This is a genomic window from Anaerococcus sp. Marseille-P3915, assembly GCF_900258475.1.
GTDB lineage: Bacteria > Bacillota > Clostridia > Tissierellales > Peptoniphilaceae > Anaerococcus > Anaerococcus kampingae.
Genome location: NZ_LT984887.1, coordinates 1,036,467 through 1,058,417, shown reverse-complemented (window position 1 = coordinate 1,058,417; position 21,951 = coordinate 1,036,467). Strand labels below are relative to the sequence as shown.

Below are 21,951 nucleotides of genomic sequence, written 5' to 3'. Positions count from 1 at the left end.
TAAGGATGTTTGGAATTTGGAATATAGAAAAGGCCCCTAGCGTTGCCTTTTATGCCCTCCATGCCCTCCAACACAGGGGACAACAGGGAGCAGGAATTGTCTCAACAGAAAGAACTAGGCTTAGGGGCTACAGGAATGTTGGCCTCTTGGCAGCTGTATTTAAGGATAATGGAAAATTAGAAAAAATAGATGGTACTTCCGCCTTGGGTGCTCTTTGGTACTCAAGCGGTAATTCCACAAACGTTCAAAATATAGAACCACTTTTGTATAAATTTAACGATGGCCACCTAGGCATAGCCATGAATGGTAACCTAAATAACGCGAGGATGTTAAGGGCTAAGCTAGAAGATGAGGGAGCAGTTTTCCACTCAGCAAGCCATGCTGAAATAATCATGCATTTAATTAGACGATCTAGAAAAGATAGTATTGAAGAAAGATTCAAGGAAGCTTTAAATAAGCTTAGGGGATCATTTTCAGTCATGCTTCTAACCCAAGATGCCCTTTATGGTGCGGTAGATAGGCATGCAACCAGGCCCTTAGTTCTTGGTAGACTCAATGATTCTTATACAATCGCCTCTGAGTCTTGTGCTCTAAATGTAATTGGGGCAGAATTTCTAAAGGATATTTCTGCAGGAGAGTTTATAAAAATAGATGATAATGGATATGAGATTGGAAGCTTTTGTGAGGCTTCAAATATTGCCATCGAATCTATGGAATTTATTTATTTTGCAAGACCAGACTCAACTATACTTGGCAAAAACGTCCACATAGTTAGGAAAAATACTGGCAGGGTTTTGGCAAGAGAATTTCCTGTTGATGCTGACATAGTAGTCGGTGTACCAAATTCTTCCCTATCCCTTGCGACAGGTTATGCAGAAGAAATCGGCCTACCTTATGAGATGGGACTTATTAAGAACCAGTACATAGGAAGGACCTTCATCGAACCTAGTCAAAATCTCAGGGACATAGCTGTGAAGATGAAATTATCAGCCCTTTCTGACGTTGTTAGAAATAAGAGGGTAATCCTTCTAGATGATTCAATAGTAAGGGGCACTACCTCAAAGAGAATCATTTCCATGCTCAAAAAAGCTGGGGCAAGTGAGGTTCACTTAAGGATAGGTTCACCAGAAATTGTCTTTCCTTCTTATTCAGGAATTGATATGAAAACCTCCGAGGAACTAATCGCAGCCAACCTTACAAAAGAGCAAGTAAGGGATTTGATAGGGGCAGATAGTTTGGAATTTATATCTGTAGAAGGATTAAAGGAAGCTGTTGGTTTTGACTTTGATACTCCTAATAAGGGAATCTCCCTTGATATTTTTACAGGTGCTTATGTAGAGGGTCTTGGAAATTATAAGGAAGAATTTGAAGCTGAACTTACAGACATACAAAAAGAATACTTAAAAAGGGGAGCAAATGAGCGAGAAATATAAGGCGGCAGGGGTTAGCCTAAATGCCGGCTATGAATCAGTTGAAAGAATAAAAAAACACGTAGAATCAACCAAAAACAAGGGCATGATGGATATGATTGGTAGTTTTGGTGGCGCCTTTGACCTAGGTGCTTACGGTTTCAAAAATCCAGTCCTTGTCAGTGGTACAGATGGTGTAGGAACTAAGCTAAAACTTGCCTTTGATATGGATAAACACGATACAATCGGTATAGATGCAGTAGCTATGTGTGTAAATGACATCCTTGCCCAAGGTGCAATTCCACTTTTCTTCTTAGACTACATTGCCTGTGGCAAAAATGACCCAGCTCAAATCGAAGCAATAGTTAAGGGTGTGGCAGATGGTTGTAGACAAGCGGGAGCGGCCCTTGTAGGTGGAGAAACTGCAGAAATGCCAGGCTTTTATAAGGAAGGTGAATATGATATAGCAGGTTTTGCAGTGGGTGCAGCTGAAAAGGAAGATTTAATCAATGCTCAAAATACCAAGGCTGGCCAGGCAGTAATTGGCATTCCTTCATCAGGTTTCCATTCTAATGGTTTTTCTTTAATAAGAAAAGTTTTAAGTGATGAAAATATAAGCCTAGATGATGAATTTAATGGAGAAACTCTTGGAGAGGCTCTCCTAAGACCAACAAGGATCTATGCCAAGGAAGTAAGAAGCTTATTAGAAAATGTGAAAGTTTCTGGCATTTCCCATATCACAGGTGGAGGTTTTATAGAAAATCTTCCAAGAGCCCTTAAAAAAGGCCTAGGTATGAAAATTTATAGGGATTCCTATGAGATTCCAGAAATTTTCAAATTTATTGAAGAAAAGGGTCAAATCGACCACGATGAGATGTATCAAGTTTTTAACATGGGTGTAGGCCTTGCAGTAATTGTAGATGATGCTGATAAAGACAAGGTCCTTGACCTAATTGATGATGCCTTTATCCTAGGTGTGGTCACAGATGAGGAAGGGATAGTCCTTCTATGAAAAAAATAGGAATCTTTGCTTCAGGCACTGGTACAAATTTTGAAGCCTTAGCAAGTTCAGATGAAATAAAAAGTCTTGCTGATATAAAAATTATGGTTTGTGATAATCCAGGTGCTAGAGTTATAAAAAGAGCAGAAGATAAAAATATAGAATGCTTCGTTTTTAATCCAAAAGAATATGAAAACAAAGCGGCCTATGAAAAAGAAATTTTAGAAAAAATAAAAGAGCTGGATTACATCTTTCTAGCTGGTTATATGAGGATTCTTTCTAAAGATTTTCTTGAAGCTTATAAGGGTAAGGTCATAAATATCCACCCTTCACTTCTTCCTAAATACAAGGGAATAGAATCAATTAAGAGAGCCTATGAAGCAAAGGAAGAATACATTGGAGTTACCATCCATTATGTAAATGAAGAAATAGACGGTGGAGAAATCCTAGCCCAAGATAAGTTTAAGGTTGACTATAGTAAGAGTCTAGATGAAATAGAAAGCCAGGTGCATGATATAGAGCATAGGCTTTATATAAAGACAGCAGCAGAAATCCTAAAGGGGGAAAAATGAAAAGAGCTTTAATAAGCGTAAGTGATAAGACAGGAGTGGCAGATTTTGCTAAGGGCCTTGTAGCAAATGGTTTTGAAATAATCTCTACTGGTGGAACTTTAAACCACCTAAGAGAGGCAGGAGTAGATTGCATTTCTATAGAAGACTACACTGGTTTTCCAGAAATTTTAGAAGGCAGGGTTAAGACCCTCCACCCAAAAGTTCACGGAGGACTTCTTTCAAAAAGAGATAATGAGGGCCATGTATCAGAGCTTAAGGCTAATGACATCTCATACATTGACCTAGTTTGTGTCAACCTCTATCCTTTTGCAGAAACCCTAGCCAAAGATGGTGTGACCCATGAGGAAATTATCGAAAATATAGATATCGGTGGTCCTTCTATGCTTAGGTCTGCTGCCAAAAATTATAAATTTGTGACAGTTGTAACTGAGAAAGAAGATTATCCAAAAATCATTAAAGAATTAGAAGAAAATGGCGAGACAAGCCTTGAAACAAGACAAAGACTAGCAGGAAAAGTTTTTAACAAAACAGCCCAATACGATGGCCTAATAGCTTCTTATTTTAATTCTATTAATGGCGAGAATGAAAAATTAACCCTAACTTACACTCTAGAAGATGAGCTAAGATATGGGGAAAACCCACACCAAAAGGCTGCCTTTTATGTATCAGATGAGGAAGTTTCTTATTCCCTAAAGGATTGCGTCCAATTACATGGCAAAAAGATGTCTTATAACAATATCCAAGATGCCTCAGCAGCCCTTGATATTTTACAAGAATTTGATGAAACTGTATGTGTTGGCTTAAAACACATGAATCCATGTGGAGTTGCAACAGGCAAAACCGTATTTGATGCATGGACTAGGGCTTTTGAGGCAGACCCAGTTTCAATCTTTGGTGGAATAGTAGCTATAAATGGTACAGTTGACAAGCAAACTGCAGAAAAAATGCACGAAATCTTCCTAGAAATAATCCTTGCCTACGATTATGAAGATGAGGCTCTAGAGATTCTAGAAAAGAAGAAAAACGTAAGAATCTATAAGATTCCAAAGAAAACTAATAAAAATCCTAAATTAATAAAATCTGTAAGGGGTGGAATTCTTGTTCAAGACTATGATGATTCTGTTTATGACAAGCTTGAAACAGTTACAGAAACAAAGGTCAGCCAAGAGGACCTAAAAGACTTAGAATTTGCCTATAAGATTGTAAAACACGTAAAATCAAATGCTATCCTACTTGCCAAAGACGGTCAGACAGTAGGTGTTGGCGCAGGTCAAATGAACAGGGTCGGTGCAGCTGAAATTGCCTTCAAACAAGCAGGTGACAAGGCTAAGGGATGTGTCCTTGCTTCAGATGCTTTCTTCCCATTCAGGGACAGTGTTGATGAGGCTGCTAAACACGATATAAAAGCCATCATCCAACCAGGTGGTTCAATTCGTGACCAGGAATCAATCGACGCTTGTAATGAAAACGGCATATCCATGGTATTTACTGGCATGCGTCACTTTAAACATTAATATGGCAAGAGTACTAGTATTGGGAAATGGCGGTAGGGAAGCTGCCATTTCTTACAAATTATATAAGGAAGGCCATGAAATTTTTATGGTCGGTGAAAACCCAGGTGTTGCTGAATTTGGGAAGTGTGTTGATTTAAAAAATGATCAAATAGCAAGCTTTTGTAAAAGAGAAAATATCGACTTAGTATTTGTAGGCCCAGAAGCCTATCTTGTAGATGGGATTGTAGATATTTTAGAAAAAGAAAATATCAGAGTCTTTGGGCCAAACAAGAAAGCGGCTATCTTGGAAGGATCCAAGTCCTTTGCCAAGGATCTTATGAAAAGATATGGAATCCCAACTGCAGCCTATGAAATTTTTACATCTTATGAAAAGGCTCTAGCTTATATCAAAAATTCTAGCTTTCCACTTGTAATTAAAGCTGATGGCCTAGCTGCCGGCAAGGGTGTAATAATAGCTGAAAACTATGATATGGCCAAAGATGCCCTTAAAGAAATCATGGTCAATCAAAAATTTGCCGAGGCTGGAAATGAAGTTGTAATTGAAGAATTCCTTGAAGGTGAGGAATTTTCCCTCCTAGCCTTTGTATCTGGCGAAAAGGTCGTGCCAATGAAGATTGTCCAAGACCACAAGAGGGCCTTTGATGGCGATAAGGGGCCAAATACTGGCGGCATGGGCGTCTATATGCCTATTAAACACATAAATCAGGCTGACATAGACGAGGCCATGGAAAAAATCCTAAGGCCAACTGCCAAGGCTATGATCAAGGAAAAAAGGGAATTTAAGGGTATATTATTTGCAGGTCTTATGAAAACCAAAGACGGAATTAAGACTATAGAATATAATGTTAGATTTGGCGATCCAGAAACAGAAATCCTGCTTTTGGCTATGAAATCAAACCTTTATGATATAGCAGAGAAGGTGATTGATGGCAAGGATTTTGAAGTGGAATTTGATGATGCTGCCTATATTGGAGTAGTCATGGCATCAAAGGGCTATCCAGAAAGCTATGCAAAGGGATTTGAAATTAAGGGCCTAGAAAAGGTAGATTCTCATGTATTTCATATGGGAACGAAGGCCGAAGATGGAAAAATTCTCACAAATGGTGGAAGGGTCCTAATAGTATGTTCTAAGGCAGACAATTTGAGCCAGGCTTACAAGAAAGCCTATGAAGATATAGAAAAAATAGAGTGTGACAACCTATTTTTCAGAAAGGACATAGGTCATATGTCCCTAGAGGAGGTATAAATGAAGACAGATTATGAGATATCGCTCGCGGCAAAGAAAGAAAAAATCGAAGATGTTGCAGGGAAAATAAATATTTCTGAAGAAAATTTAATCAAATATGGCCAGTACAAGGCAAAAATTAGAAAGCCAGATTTTGATAAGCTATCAGAAAATTTAGTTTTAGTCACATCTATCAACCCTACATCAAGCGGTGAGGGTAAGTCAACTGTAACAGTTGGGCTTTCTGATGGCCTAAACAAAATCGGAAAGAAATCAACAGTTGCATTAAGAGAGCCATCATTTGGCCCAGTTCTTGGCAGAAAGGGCGGGGCTACAGGCGGTGGTTTTGCTCAAGTTGTACCAATGGAAGAGATTAACCTACACTTTAATGGAGACTTCCACGCTATAACATCTGCCCATAATGCAATTATGGCACTGATTAATAATCACATCTTCCAGGGCAATGAACTTAAATTTAAGGAAGTTTTATTCAACTATGTCATGGACATGAACGAAAGGGCCCTTAGAAGAATTAAAATCAATGCCAATGGCAAGGACGAAAGAGATTCTTCGTTTGATATCACAGTTGCAAGTGAGATTATGGCTATTTTATGCCTAGCAGAAGATTTAGAAGATCTAAGAAATAGAATTGCTGATATAATGATTGGTTATAACGAAGATGATGAGCCGATTTTTGTAAGAGATTTAAAAATCCAAGGTGTAATTACAGCCATACTTAAAGATGCTATAAATCCAAACCTTGTCCAAACTTTAGAAAATAACCCAGCTATCATCCACGGCGGTCCTTTTGCAAATATTGCCCACGGTTGTAACTCAGTTATAGCTACAAAAACAGCCCTTAAATACTCTGATTATGTAATAACAGAAGCAGGTTTCGGTGCAGATTTAGGTGCGGAGAAATTTTTAGACATCAAATGTAGGGCATCAGGCCTAAGACCAAAGGCAGCTGTAGTAGTTGCAACAATCAAGGCTTTAAAACTTCACGGTGGAGTTGATGAAGCAAACTTAACAGAAGAAAATCTTGATGCCCTAAAAGAAGGGGTTAAAAACCTTGAAAAGCACGTAGAAAACATGAGAAAGTACAACTTACCAGTAATAGTTGCCCTTAATGAATTTGTTACAGATACGGAAGCTGAAATTAAATTTATGGAAGAATGGGCAAAAGACTTTGGCGTAGAATTTTCCCTAACCCAAGTATGGGCCAAGGGCGGTGAAGGTGCGATTGACCTTGCTAATAAACTTGTAAAATTAGTTGAAGAAAATAGCGAAGAAGTAAAACTTCTTTATGAGGACGACCTATCAACAGAAGAGAAAATCAATACAATCGCCAAGGAAATCTACGGCGCTGCCAAGGTTAATTTTACAGACGAGGCAAGGGCGGTCCTTGATAAAATCGACGAACTTGGCTACAGAAATGACCCAATATGTATGGCAAAAACTCCAGCATCCCTAACAGATGATGGCAAAATCAAGGGCAGACCAGAAGGTTTTGAAATAACTGTTTCTGATATCAAGATCAAAACGGGAGCAAGATTTATAGTTGCCTACCTCAATAAGGTCCTAACCATGCCAGGCCTACCAAAACATCCAAATGCTTTGGACATAGACCTTGATGAAAATGAAAATATAATCAACTTATTCTAGAAAATACAAAAAGGATTGAAGTTGAAAGATAAAATCATTAAATTTAAGGAAAATTTAACCTATTATATAAAATCTTTGTCCTTTACAAGTTCATATATAGACGAGCAAAAAATGTATAAGAGCACAGATTGGGAAAAAGAAGTTAAAATCTTGCCCTTGGGTGCCAAGGTTTTAATGGTCCTTTTAATCATCTTCTTATTAATGATTTTATAAAAATTTACAAGCGGCTCCGGCCGCTTTTTTTGAATTATTTAGGAAATCCTTTTTTAAAAAAAATTTTGGGTATTATATAAGTAACAAGATAAAGGAGGATGTGATGAAAAAGTTTTTACTGATATGGGCCTTAGCCCTTGCTATTACAGGCTGCAATAAGGAAGCTAATCTAGAAGAAGGTGCAAAAATAAGCCAGACTAAGACTGATGTGGATGCGCTAGAATATGTTGGCGAAGAAAAGAAATTAGACTTTGCCTATAACACATATTCCCTAAAAGGACTTGATACAGAAAAACTAGAAATGAACTTATTTGCTATAAAAGACGGGGAAGTTTCTAACTTTGTAGATGGACCATTAAGTGATGCTAAAGAAAATTCTTTGCTTGGTATTGGTTTTAATGAAAATTCCTATATCGACCTTTGGATAGAAGGAGATAAAGTTACTTATAATACAAGTTATAAGTCAGATTCCGCTATGGACAAGGACTATTTTAACAAGACTTATTGGCTAGACCAAGCTGATATAAAAGATAAGGAATCAAATATTGTCTTTGTCGGTATGTCCAAGGATGATAAGGATATTGATATAAAAAATATAACAAAAGAAGACCTTAAAAAAATGACTGAAGAAGATAAGGAACTAAAAATTTTAGCCTTTGAGCTAATTCTAGATAAAAGATAAAGAGTTACGTTGACTAAATATACTATGTAAAACAGGAAAATGTTTGCGTTAAATTTTAAAAAAAGTATAATATTTGTAATTAAGGAAATTAAATAGGAAAGGATGGAGGGAAAGATATGAAAAAATCAAAATATAAAGTTTTAGCACTCACATTACTTTAATAGGAATTCCAGCACTAGGAAATGTTTATGCTACAGATGAAAATCATGAAGATTGGTCTTTTTCATTCCAGTTAGGTAGGGCTGATTTTACTCAGTATACATCCAGTCGCCCAAAATTAGAAAAAACTCCAATCTACTGTGAAATAAAGAGGATAAATGTAAGTAAGGCACTAAAATTAGCAGCAGTAAGAGGGGATACAAGCGAGTCAACGTACACTCCTATTACTTATGTTACAAAACCAGGCATATATTACCTACGTAGCAATATTAGAGAAGACTACGAAAAATGGAAAACACCTTCATCTGCAAGGATCAGAGGACAAAAATATCATACTTTTGGTACAGCTGATGCTAGTGGTTTTTGGTCGCCAGACTCTTATTAGAGAATTTATATAAAAAACCTTTCCTATTTATTTCCTTATATATTTTTATAGTAATTAGATTCGAGGAAAATATGAAAAAAATCACTTATATAGTAATGTTATTTTTTATTTCAGTATCTCTCACATCTTGTGTCAAGAATGATGACCTAAGTCAATTTAGGGAAGAAGTATTAGCGGATAGAGGATCAGGAGAAAAAGAAATTTTAGATAAATTAGCTAATAATATCGACTATGGATTTTACGAATATGCTACTTATAGACTTAGTGATGGTAAGCTACTTTTTAAATATATTTATGGGCATACTGATGATATCGATATTACAATTGATAATTCTGGCATAATAAGCTTAAAGAAAAAGGATAGGCTAACCTATATCAACCCAGAGAATAATAAGTATTGTAGCATGATAGGTGCAGTTGCTGGAAATAATATAGAAAATGAAGATAATGTAAATTATTTTTATCAAAATCTATATCACAAAGGTAGTTTTGATTTATTTACTAAAGATGACCATATATTTATAAATTTTAGTGATGGTACTTACAAGATTTATGATAAGAATAATTTATATTTAATTGAATCTAAGTATCTAAGTAAAGGAAATGAAGTGGTTACAAAACTTGAACATCATTCAAATAATGTAGATGAAGTATATGATAAATACATAAATTCTCTAAATAATATGGAAGAGGTAAGCAACTTAGATGAGTTAAGGGATAATTGAGATGTTTAAAAAAAGTCAAAAGATACTATGTATAGTAGCATTATTTATCTGTGCATTATTTATAATAAATAAAAATAGAAAATATCCTAGTAAAGATATAATAGACACATATTCTCGTGATAAATTGGTTGAATTAGGGGATTTTTCTATTAAGCTTGAAGACTCGTTTTTATACAAGAAAGGTATAGATGGTTATCCTGTAGTAGGGGTAAATTTTATTATAAAAAACAACTCTAAAGAGATATTAGACTTGTCAGATTTATATTATAAGTTGGTTCTTTATGACAAATTTGATAACTCTTATATGCAAAATATGGATTTTAATAATGGAGAAAGCATATATAATCCAATTTATAAAGACAAAGACTTCTTAATTAATCCTAATGCTACTAAAGATTTTATCTTTTATTATTATTTGAGTAAAGAAATTTCAAACACTAATAAATTTCTATATATTGACAATAGTTTATATGAGAACGAATTTAAAAGCTACCTTGATGAGGGAGTGCTGTATTATAAGGTTTTGGATGTGGGGTCTTTTCATGAGTGACTTTTTTAAAATTAAAATTTTTAGAAAAAAGAATATTATGTTTATGTTGTTTGTAATAATTTTTATAAATTTCTTAAATTTTTATTTTTCAAATAACCAGGTAACCTACTTGAACGTAAATCCACTCCAGTCATGCTGGAATATGAATTTATTGATGACAGGAACGTTTACCATGGCTGGCCTTATATATTCATTTTTAGCATTTATAATGGCGAGTTTGCCGTTAAGTAATTCTTTAGTAGAAGATAGGAACTGTGGTATACTAGATCAGATTGCAATAAGAATGCCGATAAAGACCTATATTGTGAAAACTTACATCTATAATTTTTTAGCTGGAGGCTTGTTTGTTATAATGCCATTAGTTATAAATATAGTATTATGGATGCTTGTTAGACCAATGTTTGCAATGAACTATATTAGTGCTGGGCTTGCTAATTTTATATTCTTATCTGATTTGTTTGTAAAATCACCCTTACTATTTCATCTCATACACTTATTTATAGTCTTTATAGGTGGCGGATTAATTGCGTCATTTTCATTGTATTTAAATACTAAGTTTAACAATAAGTACATAGGATTTTTGTTAGTGTTAGTAATTGACTTGTTGGCATCTTTAATATTTTATTTTGTATCCATAGTATTAAACAAAGATATTGTATTAGTAAGTTTAAGATCTTTATTAGTCGAGATGTCTTTTTCTAACCCTCTGATAAGCTTAATATATTTACTCACAATATTATTAATTCCTATCTACTACTTGTATAAGTTAGCAAAAAGGAGATATTAGAGTGAACCTACTAATGAGAGATTTTAAATATCAACTTAATAAATTTAAGTATTGTAATTTTATCATTTTTATAATATCTTTGATAATAATTGTATTATCATTAAGTTATAAAAATCAAAGCATTATAAATTATATTTTTAACTTTGTCTTAATAGATGCTGGTATCATAAGTGATTTTGAAGATTTTTTTATTCCGATTTTTTGGATTTTCATGCATATTCTAAGCCCTTTTATCTTAATAATAATATTTAATAAAGATCACTTTGTAAACGGAGAGCAAGTTATGATTAAAGCAAAAACTAAGCGAAAATATTTTTTTTCAAAATGTATAGCAAGTAGTATTAATATAATAATCTTTATAGGTATTTTTCTTTTTTCTATATTTATTGCCCAATTAATCTTTTATGAATTTGATCATAGTACTAAATATTTCTTAATCATAGGTTTTACTATGCTTATTGAAAATATATTATTAACGTGGATGGGGATAATTATAATTTTATATTCAAATACATATATAGCTATTTTATGTATTTTAGTTAATTTAATCTTATCAATCCTTACAAACATACACTTATTTATAGGTCAACAAAGCCTAGTATATAAGCAAAATGAATTTGGTGGGATTTTTACTTTTAAAGAAAATTTTTTATTGTTATTTTTATATACAATAATATTCATAATAGTGGCTTATATATTTTTCGCTAGATATGATTTTTATGGAGTTGAAAAATGATCAAAATCAAAAATGTAACAAAGAAAATTGATGGTCAAATAGTTCTTGATAAGATAAATCTAACTATATTAGATGGAAAAATATATGGATTTGTTGGACATAATGGTTCTGGTAAAACCATGCTTTTTAGAGCAATTTGTGGCCTGATAGGTGTAGATGAAGGAATAATAGAAGCTTATGGTAAGGTCGTAAACTCAAATAATTTGCTAGATAAGGTAGGTCTTTTGCTAGAAAATCCATCTTTTATAGGTGATTTATCTGCTATTGATAATTTAAAATTAATTGCCTCGATAAATAAAGTGGCTGATGAAGGAGATATTAATAATGTTTTGAAAAAGGTAAGTTTATACGATCAAAAAGACAAAAATTTTGAAAAATTCTCATTAGGTATGAAGCAGAGACTTGCAATTGCAAATGTTATACTGGAAAAACCTCAGATACTAATATTCGATGAACCTACAAATGCTATAGATGAGCAGGGAATAATAGCCTTGAAGGAAATAATAATGGAAAATAAAAAGAGTAATAAAATAATTCTTTTAGCAAGCCATGAGGAGGCTTTTATAGATCAACTTGCAGATGTTAAAATACTAATGAAGGCTGGAAAGATAATTGATGAGTATGACTTATAGTTTCAGATACAAATATCTATATTGACAATATTTAATAAAATAATGCGAAAATAAAAAAGTGTAAATAAAAAATATTCAGGAATGATTTTAGAAATTAGTCTTGAAGATAGTGAGAAATAGCATTTTAGAATCTAATGTCATAATTTAAGCGGCCTCGGCCGTTTTTTTCTTGTATGACGGGCATGTTCTAATGCTGGGGTGAAATTCCCTACAGAGCGTAGTTACCGACGAATCTAATAGCGACTTGCAAGTTTTAGATGGCGACATCTAGGAGAGAAGAACGGGTAGCGAAATCGTGGCTTGACGAACAGGAACAGAATATGAGGCGTAACAGGTGGGAAAGCTAGCAAGAGATAGCAAAGACCCAAAAGGGTAACCGTAAACCCAAAGCGTAAATTCTGCAAGTAAACGATGAAAGTATTAGGGCTTATCCCGTGAGGTCTCAATATCGAGCTAGTAGTAATAACGAATAGTGAGAAGTCAGCAGAATCCATAGTAGTGAGGAAGTTTCTGTAATGGAAATGGAGCGAAGGGAGGAACAATATTCATTGTAATATTTGAAAAGGATAAACTATGACTTGATGGAATACAAGGAATGACGTATTTATTCTTCAAGGTTCGGATAAAAAAAGAATAAAGTTAAATAGTTTCATCAGAAATAAATAATATAACACAAGAGAATATTGAACCGCCGTATGCCGAACGGCACGTACGGGTGGTGTGAAAGGGGCTAGATCTTAGCCCCTATTCGATTGCAAAGTTTAATATTTTGTGATATTATAAAATTAACAAAGTAAAGGAGTGCGTTATGAAAAAGAAAAGCCTAATTTTATGTATTTTCTTAATGCTAATATTAGCTTCCTGCAAAATTGCGAATACCAAAAAAGACCAGGTAGAGATCGTAAAGGAAGATTTTGAACTTGACCTAAGGGATGGTTTTGATGGCGGCGATGTGGTTGATTTTGGAGCCAATGTTTATTCATTTAAGGGAGATAAGGATGCAAAGCTTCGTCTAAAGCTAATAAATTATGATAAGGGAAATGAAGATGATATTTTTGATATTGAACTTCCAAAGATAGATGAGGGTGAAAAGCTAGGGGTCGATATCACTTCTAATAAGCTAAATCTTTATGCAATATCAGATAAAAAAATCTCTTTAATATCAGGAGCATACTTTGGAGATAGGATTTTCATAGATAAAAGAACAAATGCTTACACTTGGACTGATGGAGGAGTTCTTAAGGCGGATGAGCCTTTGAGCATATTTGAATCTTATTCAACCTATTCAAAAGATCTAACTGTTTCAAGTCAGTGGAAGGAAGAAATAAAATCTGGACTTAAAAAAGACTTATCAGGTTTGGTTTTAGAAGTTGAACTAGAAAGTGATGAAAAATAGCGGTAGATAAATATAGCAGAAAAATATTTAGCGCTTGACTCGTATTGGATTTTGAGAGTTCAAAAATGTATTATTTTTACAAGAAAGGACTTATTATGAAAATTTTAGGAAAAGTACTTTATTTAATAATGTTGATTGTGGATTGTCAACACCTATTTGTACAATCTAAAATCGAACGTACTAATTTAAGATTAACTAATAATATCTATTTAATCTTAAATGTCTATATTTAACTGGTGGCAAGTAACCTAAGGATCCATGGATCCTTAGGTTGTTGTACCAGTAAACATACTCTGATAGTTCTAATTTTAGTTGATTTAAACTTCTAAATTCTTTCTGATAAACAAATTCTGTTTTCATTACCTTATTAAATGCTTCAGCTACAGCATTATCATAAGGACTTCCTTTTTTGCTTAAGGATCTTTCTATTCCAAATACATCTAGGATTTTATCTATGCTCTTATTATCAAATTCTCGTCCTCTATCTGTATGGAATATTTTTATTTTATTTAATGGATATCTTATTGAGTAAATTGCTTCTTTTACTAATTCAGCACTTTTATTTTTACCTGCTGCATAGCCTATTATTTCCCTGTTGTGTAAATCTATTATTGCACATATATAGTTCCAGCTATTTCCTACTCTTACATAGGTTAAGTCACTTACACATGCTTCTAAAGATTCTCTATTATCAAAGTGTCTGTCTACTTTATTTTTTATTTGTTTATTGTTACATGTAGTTTTTTCTACCTTGTATTGTTTTACTGTATAGCTTGAGATTAAGGCGTGTTTTTTCATTACTTTACATATTTTTCTTCTTGATGCTATTATGCCTTGATTTTCTAGTTCTACTTTGATTTTTCTAGATCCATACGCGTTTTTACTTTTTCTGAATATTTCTTTGATTTTCTCTTCTAAAAGCTCTTCTGTTTTTAGGTTGTTTTTAGATTCTTCTTTGTTTATATGATAGTATATTAAGCTTCTTGTTATTCCTAAAAACTTACACATTGCACTAATACTGTATTTATCTCTATTTGAGATTATGAGCTTTACTTTTTGCCTAGTAGTAGTGCAGCTTGCTTTAAAATATCATTTTCCATTTCAAGCTGTTTTAGTTTTTTTCTTAGTCTGATTAGTTCCTTTTCTTCTTCTGTTCTATTATCATCTATGTCGAAGGAGTTTGAGTTGTTGTACCTATTTACCCATCCTCTTATTGTTGATGGTGCTATGTCGTATTCTTCACCTAGTTTTTTATATGTGTAGTTTCCTTGGTTAAAGATTTCTACTATTTGCCTTTTGAAGTCGTCTTCGTAGTGTCTAGCCAATTTAAAATCCTCCTATGATTTCTTATTATTTATTGTATCATATATTCGATTTTAAATTGTACTATTTATTGTATCCATACCAATTGTTTTTGTGAGATTTTTCTATTTTGTTTTGAAAAAATCATTTGAAAATAAAAATTCAACCACAGTTAAAATAGCAACTAGGGGGATTGTCTTATTTTTATATACAATTGCGATTTTAACACTCTTTGCCTATGCGATTTTTGCGACAGAAATGGGTGTAACTAAGAGAATTATATCAGGTCTTATTGCTATTTTTATGTCAATATATTTTGGTATAATTGTTAAGAAATATATAAAAAAGGAAGCTTACTAATGTGGTTAATTTTTAGTGCAGCTGCAATAATTACTGCCCTTTTAAATATAATGAATTTCAAAAACTCTTCGGATTTTTTTAGGTTTTTGTCTTTATCTTTTACAAGTCTAACTGTATGTGCTTTTTATGCCGATGGGGCAGGAAGGATTATAAAAGAAGACTGGGCAGGACTTATGGATACCATGCCAACTATTTCTAAGGCTCTTTGGATATGTGTGGCCCTTTCAATTGTTATAAATTCTATTTCTCTAATAAAGTCTTATAAAATAAAAAACACAAAATAAAGGGGCTGTTGCAAAAGTCCTAACATAGAAAAAGACGAGGAAAGTGAAATCCTCGTCTTTTTCTGATACAATGTATTTATGAAACAAAATAGTAATACATCATCATTAACTAATCTTACACTAGTTGGTGATACAATTCAATTAAAATTAAACTTTAACACAGAAGTATACATCCAAGATGACATAAAACTAAGGCTTGTAAAAAATATAATTGAAAGGATAGACCTAACAGAACTAAGAAAAGTCTACTCATCATTTGGGAGAAAACCTACTGTAAATCCAGTAACAATGCTTCAAATAATAATATTCTGCTACTCTGAAGGAATATTCTCATCAAGAGAAATAGAAAAATCATGTAAATATGATCTAAGAATAAAATATCTTCTTGACGGACAAACCCCACCAGATCATAGCACAATAAATAGATTTAGACAGAAAATAGTAAATCTAACACCTAATCTACTAAGTCAAATAGTAGAAATACTAGTAGAAGAAAAGCAAATAGATCTATCAAGTATATACATAGATGGAACAAAAATAGAAGCTTATGCCAACAGATACAGCTTTGTCCGGAGAGGAAGCACAGAAAAATGGCAAGAAAAACTAAGAATCAGAATAATAAAGCACTTCAATTTAAATAAAGACTTAACACCATCCCAAGTATTAGAAGTAGTAAAGATATCATTTAATCAAGTAAGTAAAGAATGTATAGAAAAGAAAATAAACTTCGTACATGGTCAAGGAAAAAGAAAACATCAACTCCAACGAGACTATGAACAACTAAAAGATTGGAAAAATAAGTTAGAAACTTATCAAGAACACCTAGAAATAATGGGAGATTACAGAAACTCCTACTCAAAAACAGACCATGACGCAACCTTCATGAGAATGAAAGAAGACCACATGAGAAATGGTCAACTAAAGCCAGCCTACAACATTCAGCTTGCAAGCGCATCAGGTTTCATCATAGGTGAAAATATATCCCACCATACAAACGATATGTACACCCTAAAACCATTCTTAAAAAAACTACAAGAAAACTATCCAAACAAACTAGACAAAATAGTAGCAGATGCAGGATATGAAAGTGAAGAAAACTATGTATATCTAGAAGAAAATAAGCTAACATCGTACATAAAACCATCAAACTATGAGCAATCAAAAACACGAAAATATAAAAAAGAGCAAGAATTTAAGGGAAGTCTAATCTATGATGAAAGTCAAGACAAATATATATCACAAGAAGGCAAAGAATTCATAAGATGCAAGGACAGATACAATAAAAGAAAAAGTGGATATATAACAACTACAAAGGTCTATAGGTGTTTTGATTGGAACAAAGATGGTCAAAAAACTAAAGGAATCTACATAGCAGAAACCTTCCAAAAATATAGGAAAGAATCATTAGAAAACATAATATCTGACCAAGGAATAGAAGAAAGATTAAATAGATCAATCCAAGCCGAAGGAGCATTTTCCAAAATAAAGTCAGGCTTAAACTACAACAGATTCCACCATAGAGGAAAAGAAAATATAATAAGTGAAATATGCCTCTTATCAATAGCACTAAACTTAAATAAACTGTCATCAAAAATAGAAAATAAAGATTTAAACATCATAAAATACAAAGCTGCTTAAGAAAAAAATATTAATTTCATAAGCTCTATTAAGTGAGCCTATTTTTAATAAAAATGTGGAAAAATTCATTCTCAACTTAAAAACTTCTATAAAAATTAATGGCTTGATACAGATATATAATAAAAAAAGCAATGCGCAGAATAGATTTACCTATTCTGCAACATCACCTTAGATTTTAAAGGCCATCCTTATTATTCCAAAAATTAAAAGATGGACTGGGTAAAATAGGTAGTTAAATATTTTATTTTGTTTGCCTTTTTCTCCATTATATAAAAGTACGGTTGCAAAACCGAGGATGGCGTAGATTTCCTTGATGATTACTAGGTAGGAAAGAACTGATGCTAGGATTCTTTTATCATAGAAAACATAATATAGGTAGATGGTTATAATGGCATAATACTCATAGTCTGATGAGATTAGCATAGATCCTAGACATGACAGAGCTACAAGAATTAGCGATACGATGACCCAAAGTGGTCTATTTTTTATGCTTTCTTTTAGCCTATCAATTACCATTATGGTAAAAAGTCCTAGGGCAAGACCCCAGAGAATATTTTGTGACCAGGTATTTACAAACTCAGCTGATTGGAACATATCGTAAGGGATTTCTGAAATCACCGCAAAAATTAAGAGATTCCTTAAATATTTCCAGCGTGATTTAGTCTTGAAAAATCCTTCCACTATCATGAAGGCAAAGATTGGAAAGGCAATCCTACCTAGGATGTCAAAGATAGTTGTAAGAATAACTAGGGGACCAGACCCAGTCAAAAATGGTGTTATAATTGCTTTATTAAAATGGTCTATAAACATTGAAGCGAAGGCTATATATTTAAGCTGGGCTCCATCTATTGCTTTAAATTTTTCTAATTTTTCCATAAATTCTCCTTTTAGATTATTTGAAGATTTTATCCTAAGAATATAAAAATTGCAAATTTTTTGTGAAAAAAATCTCCGGTTAGAAAGACTAACCGGAGAAAATTATTTTTATAGCTTATTTATTTTTTTCTATTGCTGCTTGAGCTGCTGCAAGTTTAGCTATTGGAATTCTAAATGGTGAGCATGATACATAGTCAAGACCTACATTGTATAGGTATTTAACTGTATTTGGTTCTCCACCGTGTTCACCACAGATACCAAGGTGTAGGGCAGAGTTTGATTTTCTACCTTTTTCTACAGCTGTTTCTACTAAGAAGCCAACGCCTTTTTGATCTAGTACTTGGAATGGATCCTTTTCTAGGATGTCTTTTTCGATGTAAGCTGGTAGGAATTTACCTGCGTCATCTCTTGATAGACCAAAGGTCATTTGTGTAAGGTCGTTTGTACCGAAGCTGAAGAAGTCTGTGATTTGAGCGATTTCATCTGCTGTTATAGCTGCTCTTGGGATTTCAATCATGGTACCTAGTAGGTATTTGATTTCCATACCTTGTTCTTCAAATACTTTTTCAATTTCTTTTACAACTATATCTTTTACGTAAGCTAGTTCGTGTACATCTGATGAAAGTGGGATCATGATTTCTGGAACTACTTTTATGCCTTCTTTATTTAGTCTAATAGCTGCTTGCATGATTGCTCTTGCTTGCATTCTTGAGATTTCTGGATAGATTACACCAAGTCTTAGGCCTCTGAAACCTAGCATTGGGTTTACTTCTTGAAGTTCAGAAATTCTTTCGTGAATTCTTGCTGGTTGCATCTTTAATTCTAGGGCAAGGTCAGCGATTTCTTTTTCTCCCTTTGGTAGGAATTCGTGAAGTGGTGGGTCAAGAAGTCTTACAGTTACAGGTCTTTCTTCCATTAGTTTGTAGATTTGATAGAAGTCATCTTCTTGCATTGGAAGGATTTTATCTAGGGCTGCTTGTCTTGTTTCAAGATCAGAAGCTAGGATCATCTTTCTAACTTGGAAGATTCTATCATCAGCAAAGAACATGTGTTCTGTTCTACATAGACCTATACCTTCAGCGCCAAATTCTAGAGCTTGTTTTGCATCTCTTGGTGTATCTGCATTTGTTCTAACTTTCATATCTCTATATTTATCTACCCATTCCATAAATTTGCCGAAGGCACCGTGCATTTGTGGTGGTTGGGTCTCAAGAGTTCCTGCATAGATTGCACCTGTTGAACCATCTATTGAAATTGTATCTTGATCTGTTAAAACTACATCGCCTACTCTTAGGGTATGTTCAAGTTCGTTTACGTGGATATCTGAAGCACCAGATACACAGCATTTACCCATACCTCTTGCTACTACTGCAGCGTGTGATGTCATACCGCCTCTTGCTGTAAGGATACCAACTGCTGATACCATACCTTCTAGGTCTTCTGGGCTTGTTTCTTCACGAACAAGGATTACTGTTTCACCATCTTTTGCTCTTTTTGCTGCTTCTGGGGCAGAGAAAGCTATCTTACCTACTGCTGCTCCTGGAGATGCTGCAAGACCTACTGTTAGGGCTTCAGACTTATCTATAGCTGCTTGAGTGAAGGTAGGGTGGAGAAGTCCGTCTAAGTCTTGTGGGTTAACTCTTAATAGAGCTTCTTTTTCGTCAACTAAGCCTTCTTCTACCATATCTACAGCTACTTGGACAGCTGCTTGGGCAGTTCTTTTACCATTTCTAGTTTGTAATAAATAGAGTTTACCATCTTGGATAGTAAATTCCATATCTTGCATGTCTTTGTAATGTTTCTCAAGAGTTTGAGCTGTGTTTGCAAATTCATCATATACTTCAGGCATTAAGTCTTTTAGATGGCTGATTGGTTCTGGAGTACGAACACCTGCAACAACGTCTTCACCTTGAGCGTTCATTAGGTATTCACCATATAGAACGTTTTCTCCTGTAGCTGGGTTTCTAGAGAAGGCTACACCAGTACCGCTTGTTTCGCCCATGTTACCAAATACCATTGATTGAACGTTAACAGCTGTACCCATTTTATCATCAATTTCGTTTAATTTTCTGTAAAGGATTGCCCTGTCGTTATTCCATGATGAAAATACTGCAGCAATAGCAAGGTCTAATTGTTTTCTAGGTTCTTGTGGGAATTCTTCGCCAGCAAGTTCTTTATAAACTACTTTATATTTATCAACTACATCTACAAAATCTTCAGCTGTAAGGTCATGGTCAGTTGCAACGCCTTTTTCATTTTTCTTGGCTGTTAGAACTTCTTCAAATTTATTTTTATCAAGTCCCATTGCAACATCAGCAAACATTTGAATAAATCTTCTATAAGAGTCGTAAGCAAATCTTCTGTTTTGAGTTTTATTTTCAAGACCCTTAACAGCAACATCATTAAGACCTAAGTTTAGGATAGTATCCATCATACCTGGCATTGATATAGGTGCACCAGATCTAACTGATACTAGAAGAGGATCTTCGTTATTACCAAAAGTTTTGCCATTGTGTTTTTCTAGGTCTTTAATATGTTCAGTAATTTCAGCATTTAATTCATCCCAAAGCTTTTTATCTTCTTTGTAATATCTGATACATGCTTCAGTTGTTACTGAGAAACCATAAGGAACATTGATTCCCATGTTGGTCATTTCTGCAAGGTTTGCTCCCTTACCGCCTAGAAGGCTTCTCATTGATTTGTCGCCTTCATCGAAGTTATAAACGTATTTTGTGCTCATAATTTTTCCCTTTCTTTATTTTGATTTAAATAATCAATTATAAGTTCCGAAGTTTCTTCTATAGATCTGTAAGTGACATCGATTATCGTACATCCCAAATCATTCATTAATTCAAGTGCGTAATCGATCTCATTTTTGATACGCTCCTTAGAAGAGTAGAGAGAGTCTACTGAAAGATTGAGTGATTTTAGCCTTTCTTCTCTGATTTTTTTAAGTACATCCTTGTCAATAGTAAGACCGAAAATTTTGCTTGGGTCAATTTCAAAAAGTGCCTGCGGTACTTTTGAATCTATTAGCAAGGGGATGTTACTAACTTTGTATCCCTTACTAGCCATATACATGGATAGGGGAGTTTTTGAAGATCTTGAAACTCCTATGATTGCTATGTCGCAATGTTCAAGTCCCCTAAAATCTTGGCCATCATCATATTTTATGGCAAAATCTAGGGCATCCATCCTCCTAGTATGGAGAAATTCTGTAGGGTCAATGAAATTTGTTTCTTCGTGAGGGTTTTCACCAAGAATCTTAGCCATAGAATTAATCGAATAATCCATAAGCTCAATGCTGTTGATTTCATTAGCCTTGCAGAAATTTTTGACATAGGCATTCATCTTAGAGTCCCTAAAAGAGTGATAAATTATTGAATTTTTTGATCTCTTAATTACACCTAGTATACCATTTAGCTTTGTTAAGTTATTGAGATTGTCAAATACTTCTATTTTATATTTGGCATCAAAATGACTCATGGTGTTATGAACTATGTCCTTTAGTAGATAAGCACCGCCATCTGATATAAGGTAAATTTTTAAATCCATAACTACTCCTACACCAAGACTCTAAATATATTATAACAAAAAAAATCAAATAATGAAAATATTTTCATCAATTCTGAAAATTTTTATTGATATATATTAAATTATATTCATTTTAATAGATTTGTCTAGTTTAATTTTAGATAAAAATTAATTTACCGTAAGAAAGCCATCGTTTTCATAAAATAGATTTTCCTAGAAGGTCTAGATATTGACATTTTGGCAAAGATAAATATAATAAGACTATTAAATCAAATATTAACAATGAAAAAGGAGTAGTCTAGAAAGA

21 protein-coding genes are annotated in these 21,951 nt (G+C 33.6%); 17 read left to right on the top strand and 4 right to left on the bottom strand.

The features are described 5' to 3' along the window. The first annotated feature begins 5 nt into the window (after positions 1–5). The 14 genes from purF (at position 6) to C8269_RS05185 (ending at position 13,650) form a co-directional block, all read left to right on the top strand. Positions 6–1,433, top strand: coding sequence for an amidophosphoribosyltransferase (gene purF / locus C8269_RS05250; RefSeq protein ID WP_106460690.1), 1,428 nt, complete (start codon positions 6–8; stop codon positions 1,431–1,433). After that, on the top strand, positions 1,417–2,421 hold the full coding sequence (purM, locus tag C8269_RS05245) for a phosphoribosylformylglycinamidine cyclo-ligase (protein WP_106460689.1): 1,005 nt from the start codon (positions 1,417–1,419) through the stop codon (positions 2,419–2,421). The genes purF and purM overlap by 17 nt, the downstream gene beginning before the upstream one ends. Beyond that, positions 2,418–2,981, top strand: coding sequence for a phosphoribosylglycinamide formyltransferase (gene purN, locus C8269_RS05240; protein WP_106460688.1), 564 nt, complete (start codon positions 2,418–2,420; stop codon positions 2,979–2,981). The genes purM and purN overlap by 4 nt, the downstream gene beginning before the upstream one ends. Next, a complete protein-coding gene (gene purH / locus C8269_RS05235) occupies positions 2,978–4,495 on the top strand; it encodes a bifunctional phosphoribosylaminoimidazolecarboxamide formyltransferase/IMP cyclohydrolase (protein ID WP_106460687.1) in 1,518 nt (505 codons plus the stop codon). The genes purN and purH overlap by 4 nt, the downstream gene beginning before the upstream one ends. 1 nt (position 4,496) lies before the next feature. Continuing rightward, positions 4,497–5,741, top strand: a complete 1,245-nt coding sequence (gene purD / locus C8269_RS05230) for a phosphoribosylamine--glycine ligase (protein ID WP_106460686.1) — start codon at positions 4,497–4,499, stop codon at positions 5,739–5,741. Then, positions 5,742–7,385, top strand: coding sequence for a formate--tetrahydrofolate ligase (locus tag C8269_RS05225; RefSeq protein WP_106460685.1), 1,644 nt, complete (start codon positions 5,742–5,744; stop codon positions 7,383–7,385). Between the two features lie 21 nt (positions 7,386–7,406). Beyond that, entirely contained in the window at positions 7,407–7,598 is a 192-nt protein-coding gene (locus C8269_RS05220; protein WP_106460684.1) for a hypothetical protein, read from the top strand. Positions 7,599–7,701: 103 nt separating this feature from the next. Continuing rightward, positions 7,702–8,280: a hypothetical protein gene (locus C8269_RS05215; RefSeq protein ID WP_106460683.1), complete on the top strand. Its 579-nt coding sequence runs from the start codon at positions 7,702–7,704 to the stop codon at positions 8,278–8,280. Between the two features lie 615 nt (positions 8,281–8,895). Next, positions 8,896–9,549: a hypothetical protein gene (locus tag C8269_RS05210; protein WP_106460682.1), complete on the top strand. Its 654-nt coding sequence runs from the start codon at positions 8,896–8,898 to the stop codon at positions 9,547–9,549. A gap of 1 nt (position 9,550) precedes the next feature. Then, positions 9,551–10,099 carry a DUF5067 domain-containing protein gene (locus tag C8269_RS05205; protein ID WP_106460681.1) on the top strand — a complete coding sequence of 183 codons (549 nt, stop codon included), beginning with the start codon at positions 9,551–9,553 and terminating at the stop codon, positions 10,097–10,099. Between the two features lie 154 nt (positions 10,100–10,253). After that, entirely contained in the window at positions 10,254–10,886 is a 633-nt protein-coding gene (locus tag C8269_RS05200; RefSeq protein WP_158698383.1) for a hypothetical protein, read from the top strand. A gap of 1 nt (position 10,887) precedes the next feature. Next, positions 10,888–11,622, top strand: a complete 735-nt coding sequence (locus C8269_RS05195) for a hypothetical protein (protein ID WP_106460679.1) — start codon at positions 10,888–10,890, stop codon at positions 11,620–11,622. Next, a complete protein-coding gene (locus tag C8269_RS05190; protein WP_106460678.1) occupies positions 11,619–12,254 on the top strand; it encodes an ABC transporter ATP-binding protein in 636 nt (211 codons plus the stop codon). The genes C8269_RS05195 and C8269_RS05190 overlap by 4 nt, the downstream gene beginning before the upstream one ends. An 808-nt stretch (positions 12,255–13,062) precedes the next feature. Then, complete coding sequence (locus tag C8269_RS05185; protein ID WP_106460677.1) at positions 13,063–13,650, top strand: hypothetical protein; 588 nt, start codon at positions 13,063–13,065, stop codon at positions 13,648–13,650. Between the two features lie 195 nt (positions 13,651–13,845). Here C8269_RS05185 and C8269_RS05180 read toward each other — a convergent pair. Further along, positions 13,846–14,975, bottom strand: a protein-coding gene (locus C8269_RS05180) for an IS3 family transposase (protein ID WP_199792160.1) whose coding sequence is annotated in 2 segments (ribosomal slippage) — positions 13,846–14,708 and positions 14,708–14,975 — 1,131 coding nt in all. Because the reading frame shifts where the segments join, the coding sequence is not laid out codon by codon here. 112 nt (positions 14,976–15,087) lie between these two features. Here C8269_RS05180 and C8269_RS05175 point away from each other — a divergent pair. From C8269_RS05175 to C8269_RS05165, 3 genes are all read left to right on the top strand, one after another. Beyond that, entirely contained in the window at positions 15,088–15,312 is a 225-nt protein-coding gene (locus C8269_RS05175; RefSeq protein ID WP_106460676.1) for a hypothetical protein, read from the top strand. Next, on the top strand, positions 15,312–15,596 hold the full coding sequence (locus C8269_RS05170) for a hypothetical protein (protein WP_106460675.1): 285 nt from the start codon (positions 15,312–15,314) through the stop codon (positions 15,594–15,596). The genes C8269_RS05175 and C8269_RS05170 overlap by 1 nt, the downstream gene beginning before the upstream one ends. Before the next feature lie 78 nt (positions 15,597–15,674). After that, positions 15,675–17,234: an IS1182 family transposase gene (locus C8269_RS05165; protein ID WP_106459992.1), complete on the top strand. Its 1,560-nt coding sequence runs from the start codon at positions 15,675–15,677 to the stop codon at positions 17,232–17,234. Positions 17,235–17,402: 168 nt separating this feature from the next. On the opposite strand, the gene C8269_RS05160 is transcribed toward C8269_RS05165, so the two are convergent. The 3 genes from C8269_RS05160 to C8269_RS05150 form a co-directional block, all read right to left on the bottom strand. Continuing rightward, positions 17,403–18,110 carry a TraX family protein gene (locus C8269_RS05160; RefSeq protein WP_106460674.1) on the bottom strand — a complete coding sequence of 236 codons (708 nt, stop codon included), beginning with the start codon at positions 18,108–18,110 and terminating at the stop codon, positions 17,403–17,405. 115 nt (positions 18,111–18,225) lie between these two features. Next, entirely contained in the window at positions 18,226–20,850 is a 2,625-nt protein-coding gene (ppdK, locus tag C8269_RS05155) for a pyruvate, phosphate dikinase (protein ID WP_106460673.1), read from the bottom strand. Next, the gene (locus C8269_RS05150) at positions 20,847–21,665 is read right to left on the bottom strand and encodes a pyruvate, water dikinase regulatory protein (RefSeq protein WP_106460672.1); all 819 of its coding nucleotides are present in this window, start codon (positions 21,663–21,665) and stop codon (positions 20,847–20,849) included. The genes ppdK and C8269_RS05150 overlap by 4 nt, the downstream gene beginning before the upstream one ends. Positions 21,666–21,951 lie beyond the last annotated feature (286 nt).